Below are 250 nucleotides of genomic sequence, written 5' to 3' on the forward strand. Positions count from 1 at the left end.
GGAAGTCGCCGACGAGCTGCCAGCCGACGACCGGGACCGTCGGCTCCGCCGTCTCGACGACCCGAGACTGGATCGCGATCATCGCCGCCCCTTCGAACGCGCCGACGACGAACCACCCGATTCCGAGGAGGATCCCGGCAGCGAACGCCGGGTGGACGTCGAACTCGTTGCCGCGCGCTCGGACCGCCAGGGCGGCGATCGCGACGGTGACGACGACGATCAACGGCGAGGTCGCGGCCGAAAACGAGGT

The 250-nt window shown here is 70.4% G+C and carries 1 pseudogene; it reads right to left on the reverse strand.

The features are described from left to right. Positions 1 to 250: pseudogene (locus tag EXE45_RS18955) on the reverse strand (hypothetical protein); the annotation flags it as partial.

This window comes from Halorubrum sp. SP9 (assembly GCF_005435015.1).
GTDB classification, from domain to species: Archaea; Halobacteriota; Halobacteria; order Halobacteriales; family Haloferacaceae; genus Halorubrum; species Halorubrum sodomense.